At 33.9% G+C, this 7517-nt stretch carries 9 protein-coding genes and 1 pseudogene; 5 read left to right on the forward strand and 5 right to left on the reverse strand.

Annotated elements, in window-relative coordinates; genetic code table 11:
• Window positions 1-13 precede the first annotated feature (13 nt).
• From bioA to CL818_RS00890, 4 genes are read right to left on the reverse strand one after another with little or no spacing between them, the layout of a single operon-like run.
• Window positions 14-1282 (reverse strand): adenosylmethionine--8-amino-7-oxononanoate transaminase, encoded by a 1269-nt coding sequence (bioA, locus tag CL818_RS00875; protein ID WP_272972555.1) that lies wholly within the window; start codon window positions 1280-1282, stop codon window positions 14-16.
• Window positions 1269-1886 (reverse strand): dethiobiotin synthase, encoded by a 618-nt coding sequence (gene bioD / locus CL818_RS00880; protein ID WP_272972556.1) that lies wholly within the window; start codon window positions 1884-1886, stop codon window positions 1269-1271. The genes bioA and bioD overlap by 14 nt, the downstream gene beginning before the upstream one ends.
• On the reverse strand, window positions 1883-2287 hold the full coding sequence (locus CL818_RS00885; protein ID WP_219360420.1) for a DUF2007 domain-containing protein: 405 nt from the start codon (window positions 2285-2287) through the stop codon (window positions 1883-1885). Before CL818_RS00885 ends, bioD begins: the two co-directional genes overlap by 4 nt.
• Window positions 2271-3416, reverse strand: coding sequence for an aminotransferase class I/II-fold pyridoxal phosphate-dependent enzyme (locus tag CL818_RS00890; protein WP_286971155.1), 1146 nt, complete (start codon window positions 3414-3416; stop codon window positions 2271-2273). The genes CL818_RS00885 and CL818_RS00890 overlap by 17 nt, the downstream gene beginning before the upstream one ends.
• 55 nt (window positions 3417-3471) lie before the next feature.
• Between CL818_RS00890 and CL818_RS00895 the strand changes: the two genes are divergently transcribed.
• The 5 genes from CL818_RS00895 to CL818_RS00915 all read left to right on the forward strand — a co-directional run bounded on the left by CL818_RS00895 (window position 3472) and on the right by CL818_RS00915 (window position 7064).
• Entirely contained in the window at window positions 3472-3897 is a 426-nt protein-coding gene (locus CL818_RS00895) for an MgtC/SapB family protein (protein WP_272972558.1), read from the forward strand.
• Window positions 3898-3900: 3 nt separating this feature from the next.
• Window positions 3901-5208 carry a Na+/H+ antiporter NhaA gene (gene nhaA / locus CL818_RS00900; protein WP_013186838.1) on the forward strand — a complete coding sequence of 436 codons (1308 nt, stop codon included), beginning with the start codon at window positions 3901-3903 and terminating at the stop codon, window positions 5206-5208.
• A 64-nt stretch (window positions 5209-5272) separates the two neighbouring features.
• Entirely contained in the window at window positions 5273-5785 is a 513-nt protein-coding gene (locus CL818_RS00905; RefSeq protein WP_272972559.1) for a DUF2975 domain-containing protein, read from the forward strand.
• Between the two features lies 1 nt (window position 5786).
• Entirely contained in the window at window positions 5787-5993 is a 207-nt protein-coding gene (locus CL818_RS00910) for a helix-turn-helix domain-containing protein (protein WP_013186836.1), read from the forward strand.
• Window positions 5994-6026: 33 nt separating this feature from the next.
• On the forward strand, window positions 6027-7064 hold the full coding sequence (locus CL818_RS00915; protein ID WP_272972560.1) for a glycoside hydrolase family 113: 1038 nt from the start codon (window positions 6027-6029) through the stop codon (window positions 7062-7064).
• A 25-nt stretch (window positions 7065-7089) separates the two neighbouring features.
• On the opposite strand, the pseudogene CL818_RS00920 reads toward CL818_RS00915, so the two are convergent.
• Window positions 7090-7517: pseudogene (locus CL818_RS00920) on the reverse strand (aromatic amino acid hydroxylase); the annotation flags it as partial.

The following is a 7517-nucleotide window of genomic DNA, read 5'->3' on the forward strand; positions in this document are numbered from 1 at the left end:
AAATTTAGATGCCCTAAGAAAAAGACTCTAAAGCCTCTAGTATAGCACTATAAACAGCTTGTAATTGTGCTTCTGTAATTACAAATGGTGGCAAAATATAAATTGTATTTCCGAGAGGTCTTAAATAAACACCTTTATCCATAAAAAACTGAAAAAGCTTATTTCTTAAATCGCCATAGCGCTCCATTTCTACATCCATTTCAAAAGCTAGAATAACACCACTTTGCCTCGGATTAAGCACCTTTGGATGGGCTGAAATTTTATTAAAAAACTCTCCGTGAGCTTTAATTATGTAAGCTTGCTGTTCTTTTATTTCTTGAGATTGCAATAAATCTAAGCCTGCTAAAGCAGTTGCGCAGGCAATAGGGTTTGCAGAATAGGTATGTGCATGAAATAAACCTTTACCAACATTATCATCTAAAAAGGCATCATAAATATCTTGAGAACAAGTTGTAATACCCATAGGAACTAAACCAGCTGTTAGTGCTTTGGAAAGACATATAACGTCTGGTAATTCTTTAATATTTAAAGATGCGAAATATGCGCCAGTTTTGCCAAAGCCTGTCATCACCTCATCTGCAACAGTTATAATTTTGTTTGCCTTACATACCTTAAGTACTTCATTTAAGCCTTGTGCATCGTACATTTTCATACCAGCAGCACCTTGTACTAATGGCTCATAAACAAATCCCGCAATATTATGAGTTTCAATCAACGCATTTAGTTGTTTTAAAACCTTATCATTATTTGTTCCGTCTGGAGTTGGAATACGTACTACTTTTAAAAAGTGATCATCAAAAGGGCCATTATAAACAGATAGACCACTCACACTCATAGCTCCAAAAGTATCGCCATGAAATCCGTTTTCAAAAGCTAAAAGTGTATCTCTTTTATCGTTGTTATTATGATGAAATTGCAGTGCCATTTTAATACCAATCTCAACAGATGTTGAACCATTGTCATTAAACATTACTTTGGCTTGGTTCTTAGGCAAAATAGATAAAAGTTCTTCGGCAAGTTTTACTGCTGGTTCATGTGTAAAGCCTGTAAATACAACTTGATCTAAAGTTTGCATTTGTTTAAAAGCACTCTCAAGTATGTAATCGTTACAATGGCCATACATTGCAGTGTACCATGATGCAATAGCGTCTATATACTCCTTACCGTTTTCATCATAAAGCAAAGCTGCTTTTGCTTTACTAATTGCCAATGGCAATTTAGCTGTTTTGTGTTGTGTTAATGGGTGCCAAATTGTTTTGCTATCTCTCTTACTTAAGCTCATTCTTAAATTTTTCTGCATATTCTTTTACAACATGACTATCTATATAAGGCTCATTTTCAATGCGACCAATAACAGGAACTTTAGTCATTCTTGTTATAATATCTTCTGTGGTTTTGGCTGAAGGTCCATTAAAGATTATACCGAAGATTTCAAGTCCTTTCGCCCTAAGTGATTCAATAGTTAGTAAGGTATGATTTATACTTCCTAAGTAATGTCTGGACACCACTACTACTCTATCTTTTTTACTTATAAGATCTGCAATTGTTTGAGTATTACTTATAGGAACCAACAAGCCACCAGCACCTTCAATTACTAGATTTTTAGATGTTTTTGGTCGTTTAATTTTAGATTTAGACAATGTTACACCATCAATTTCTGCGGCCGCGTGCGGACTCATAGGTGTTTTAAGGTTAAAGGCACTATCAAAGAATTTGGTTTCAGAGTTGTTAACCCAACGTTCAACCTTATGAGTATCACTATTAGATAAATCTCCTGCTTGTATGGGTTTCCAATAATCTGCTTCTAAAGCTTCAGTAAGAATAGCAGAAGCAACAGTTTTACCAACATCTGTTCCTATACCTGTTACAAAATATGTATGTGTCATTGTATAAATTTAGTATTGCAGTTGGTACAACGGTATTGCATTTTTGGATTATCTAAAAGTAAGTTTGAAAAAAAATGCTTAAGATTTGCCCATAAATCTCTAGTACCACTAACCGTAATATCATGTTCTATGTCCACACTTTCGCATTGGGGACAACTTAAACATTGCGTATCTTCATCATTATTATTTAAAGAACTTAGTATATGCTTAGCTCTTATAACGTCTTCGGCTTTTACTTTTAATTTAATGCCTCCCATTGCTTGGCTTGCGCCTGGCTCTGCCTCAACAGAATATAGATCTCCTAAGTATACAGAAATACCATCTGCCTCCAAACGCCCTTTTAAAATTTGGGCTTGGTAGCTATATTCATATACTGCAATTGTTTTATAGTTGTTTGCCATGTGACACAAAGGTAGCTAAGTGTTGCAGAACTTGAGTGATTTCAACTTTAGAATTAAAACTATGTATGCAAAACCTTAAACGCTCTTTTCCTTCTGGAACTGTTGGAGATAAAATAGGACGTACATCATAACCTTTTTCGCATAAAAATTCTGAAGCTTTCTTCACTCTATTATTACCAGGAACTATACAAGATTGTATGGCAGATGAGCTCTCAATAAATAACTTATCTAGCCTTAGCCTAGCAACCTCACGTTTGAATGCTTTAATATTGTTCTGAAGCTTTTCTAGGCAATTAATCCCTTTGTTGTTTTGTAATATATTATATGCCGAACCAATTGCTAAAAGTGAATGTGGTGGCATTGCCGTTGTATAAATAAAAGGTCTTGAGAAATTTACAAGAAATTCCTTCAAGCCTACACTTCCTAAAATTGCAGCTCCATGACCACCCATAGCTTTTCCATAAGTGACAACTCTTGCAAAAACCTGTGTTTCTAAACCTAAACCCTGAATTAAACCTTCACCTTTATTACCAAACACACCTATTGCATGAGCTTCATCTATAATAAGGTTGGCATTATATGCTTTAGATAAGTTTACAATTTGGTTTAGGTCTGGTTGATCACCATCCATAGAAAAAACAGATTCTGTCACAATATAACATTCTGCTGTACCTTTAAATTTATTAAGTAGCTGTTGTAAGTGATCTAAATCATTATGCTTAAATTTTATTGCTTTGGCATATCCCATTGTTATACCATCTCGGATAGATGCGTGTGACCATTCATCATAAAACACAACATCACCACGCATTAAAATTGCAGACAGTAAACCTAGATTAGCATCATATCCAGAATTAAAAAGTAATGCAGCTTCTGCATTATGGAAACCTGCAATTTGTTGCTCAGTTTTTTCAAATAAGGCTGAATGACCTGAAAGTAATCGAGAACCTGTAGCACCATTTAAAATTGAGTATTCTTCAAGATGTATTTTAGCTTCAGAAATTAATTTTGAAAACCCTAAATAATCGTTTGAGCTAAAATCTATTAAATTTTGAGGTAGCCTTAAAGCTCTTAGACTATTGTTGTCTATTCTTAAATCTATTTTTTTCTGTAGTCGATCTGGTAACATACCTCAAAGATAAGGTCATTTTAATAATCCTTATTATATTTATAAAAACAAGCGTATGGAATTACAAGATTTTATAATTCGAGTAACTCTAGCTTTAGGATCTGGGTTTCTAATAGGATTAGAAAGAGAGTTTAAAAGCAAAAGTGCTGGACTTAAAACAAACATGCTCGTTGCATTGGGTGCATCAATATTCGTGTTGGTTTCATTAGAGTTTAGCAATAAAGACTATACAGACCTTACGCGTGTTTTGGGACAAGTTGTAACAGGTATTGGTTTTCTTGGTGCTGGAGCTATAATTCAAAAAGGCACAAACATTAAAGGGTTAACTACAGCTGCTACTATTTGGTGTAGTGCTGGAGCAGGTTGTTTGGCTGCTGTTGGCCTGTATTGGGAACTGCTCACAATAACTGTGCTTGTTCTCATTGTAAACTTTATCTTTGGACTATTAGACACAAAAATTGAAAACACACTTAAAGACTAACCCTTGAAAATAGCAAAAAACCCCGTTGAGAATTTTATTAATCACTCAACTTCTGGAAGTTTTATACTTATAGCGTGTACTATTATTGCACTAATTTGGGCAAACTCACCTTGGCAAGATGCTTACCACGCACTTTGGGCATCAGATTTTTCTCTTGGTTTTACAGATACAACGTTTGCTATAACCAAACCTCTATACTTATGGATTAATGATGGTCTTATGACCTTATTCTTCTTATACGTAGGTTTAGAAATTAAACGTGAAATAATAGATGGAGAGCTAACCTCCTTTAAAAAAGCATCTATGCCTGTCTTTGCTGCTCTAGGCGGCATTGTTGTACCAATTGCATTATTCTTTTTACTAAACCAAGAAGACAGAGGTACACACGGTTGGGGAATACCAATGGCTACCGATATTGCATTTTCTTTAGGAATATTACAATTACTTGGTAAACGTGTGCCTTTAGGGTTAAAAGTTTTCCTTACCACATTTGCCGTAATAGATGACATAGGAGCTATTGTTGTTATAGCCATTTTTTACAGTCATGGCTTTCATGTTGAATACTTAAGTGTTGCTATTGGCCTATTGCTCATATTATGGTTACTTAATTATTTACAAATATTCTCCAAGTACCTATTCTTAATATTTGGTCTTGCCATTTGGGTATTATTTTTAAAGTCTGGTGTGCACCCAACTATTGCAGGAGTATTACTTGCGTTTGTACTACCTTCAGTTAGATATGTGAATTTAAAGGATGTATTTTCAAACCTTAACAACAACTTAAAACGCTTAAAAGAAAGTGATCCTAAAAAGCATGTCCTTACAGAAGAACAACAGGTTGCTGTAGATGAGATTAATGCTGTAACAGATCAAGTACAATCTCCAATGCAACAATTAGAGCATGGTTTAAGTGGTTGGGTTGCAATTGTTATCATGCCATTATTTGCTCTTGCAAATGCTGGTATCACTATAAATTTAGATTCTCTTAGCGCTACGCATTTAATTTCACAAATAGGAATTTCAATGGTTGCAGGTAAGGTTATTGGAATTAGTCTCTTTAGTTACTTGGCTTATAAATTAGGTATAGCCAGACTTCCTGCAGGCATACAGTTTAAAGACATATTTGCAGTAAGTATTTTAGGAGGTGTAGGATTCACAATGTCATTATTTGTAGCAGAGCTGGCCTTTAGAGAAGACGATTTACTAACAGCTTCTAAATTGGGTATTCTTATAGGTTCATTTGGAGCAGGTATTGTTGGTTATTTTGCTTTAAGGATACAGCTTAAACGCAAGACAAAACAAACAGATTAACAACTTAAATTATTGTTTTTCGATAAATTGCATATATTTGTTATCGTTAATCGATAATTTAAATATGCGACTTACTACTTTATTCAAATCACTTATAGACATAGCTTATGTCTTAATGATACCTATTGTTGTCTTTTTTCCTGGTACAATATTATATCTAATATTTTTCCCTCAACAAACTATTTTCAAAACCAATATACCTATTGAAAGTAACGGTATTCCCGCATTATATATCCTAGCTTTGTTTATAGGATTTTTAGAGTTTGTTTTATTTTTTGCAGGTTTTCATAACCTAAGACAATTGTCTAAGCATATTTTAAAGAAGTCATTAATTAGTAAAACTTCTGTAAATTATTTGAAACGAATTGGACAGTTTTTCTCTATCTCTGGAGGCTCATCTTTAGTACTCTTATTTCTATTTAATCTTATAAAGGATTCTAAAGTTAGTATTGAATTCGGCATCTCAAATTATCAATTACTTTTATTCTTATTTATTATTGGAGTATTCTTTTTACTTCTCAATCAAGCTTTTGACAAAGCATTAAAGATAAAATCTGAAAATGATCTAACAGTTTAGTATGGCAATCATAATAAATTTAGATAGCATTCTTACTGCGCAAAATTTAAAAGGAAAAGAATTAGCTGAAGCTATAGGTATTACAGAAGCCAACTTATCTATTTTAAGGTCTGGTAAAGCAAAAGCCGTTCGCTTCTCTACACTTAACGCTATTTGTAAAACACTAAAATGCCAACCAGGTGACATTTTAAAATATACTGTAGATTAATTCGTCTTATATTTAGAGCATTAAAGCTTCTATATGCGTTATCATGTTTCAAATATAATTTTAGGGATTTTAAGCCTTATATGCATTTGGTCTTGCGAGAGCCAACCTAAAGACACAAAAAAGTCTGCTAAAATTAATGGTGTAAGCTTAGTGGCTTCTCGAGACGCAATAGATAGTTCTCATATTACACCTATTACTAATGTAAACGCAAATTACGCTTCTGTTATGCCTTTTGGGTTTATACGTAGTTTAGAGTCTGCAGAGGTTCTTTACAACACAGACAGACAATGGCGAGGTGAGCGCGTAGATGGTGTGACAGAAACCATAAAGCATCTTCACAATGCTAACATAAAGGTTATGCTTAAACCTCAAATTTGGATTTCTCGCGGAGAATTTACAGGAGATATGATGATGGCTTCTGAAGAACATTGGACAACGCTCGAAAACAGTTATGAAGGATTTATTTTATTATACGCACAGTTAGCTCAAGACACCAATGCAGAATGGTTTTGTATAGGTACAGAACTTTATAATTTTGTAAATGCTAGACCTAAATTTTGGTCTCAACTCATTAAGAAAATTAAAACTATTTATAGTGGTAATTTAACCTATGCAGAAAATTGGGATAAAGTAGACAAAGTTACATTTTGGAATGAGATGGATGCTATCGGTGCAGATGCCTATTTTCCTATTTCAGAAGATAAGACTCCAACTATAAAAGCATCAAGACAATCTTGGCAACCTTGGAAAACAACTCTCAAGAACTTAAGTGACACCTATAATAGGCCTATTTTATTTACAGAATATGGATACAGAAGTATTGATTATTCCGGAAATAGGCCTTGGGAATCACAACGTGAAGATGGCAAAATAAATCATGAAGCGCAGCTTAATTTAACTAACGCTTTATTTAAAGAATTTTGGAATGAGCCTTGGTTTGCAGGTGGTTTTATATGGAAATGGTTTCATAATCATTCAGAAGTTGGCGGTATGCAAAACAATAGGTTTACACCACAGAATAAACCTGTTGAAAAACTTATAAAAGAGCATTACCAACAATACTCTAATTAATTAAGCTTAAAAAAATGATTGAAACCTAATCATGCTCTGGCGTTTCTAAAAGCTCTAAACCACCTTCAATTAAATGACTAACTTCTGGTCTGCGCTCTTTTAATTCATTTAAATATCTGAACACCTCTTTTGATAGAGTTGTGTTTCGCTCAACTTCTAATTCATAAATCTCTAAAGGTAGTAACCAATCTTCATTATGGTGTTTCTTCAAGATATCAAAAACAGCATCTGGTGAAAACTTAGTGGTTTCACCGTTGCGGTAATTCCTAATAGCCTCATACAACTCGATAAGTTCTTTTTGTTTTGCAGAACGTTCTGTTTTTATCGTTGTCGTTGTTGAAGGATTATGTGTGTTTACATTAAAAGATCTGTAATCTGCCATACCTGCAAAGGCTGAAACAATGTCTTTTCCAACGGCAAAGTCAAAATCGCCATCCTCTGGACTAAACAATA

It is taken from the genome of Croceibacter sp., assembly GCF_002716225.1.
Lineage (GTDB): Bacteria > Bacteroidota > Bacteroidia > Flavobacteriales > Flavobacteriaceae > Croceibacter > Croceibacter atlanticus.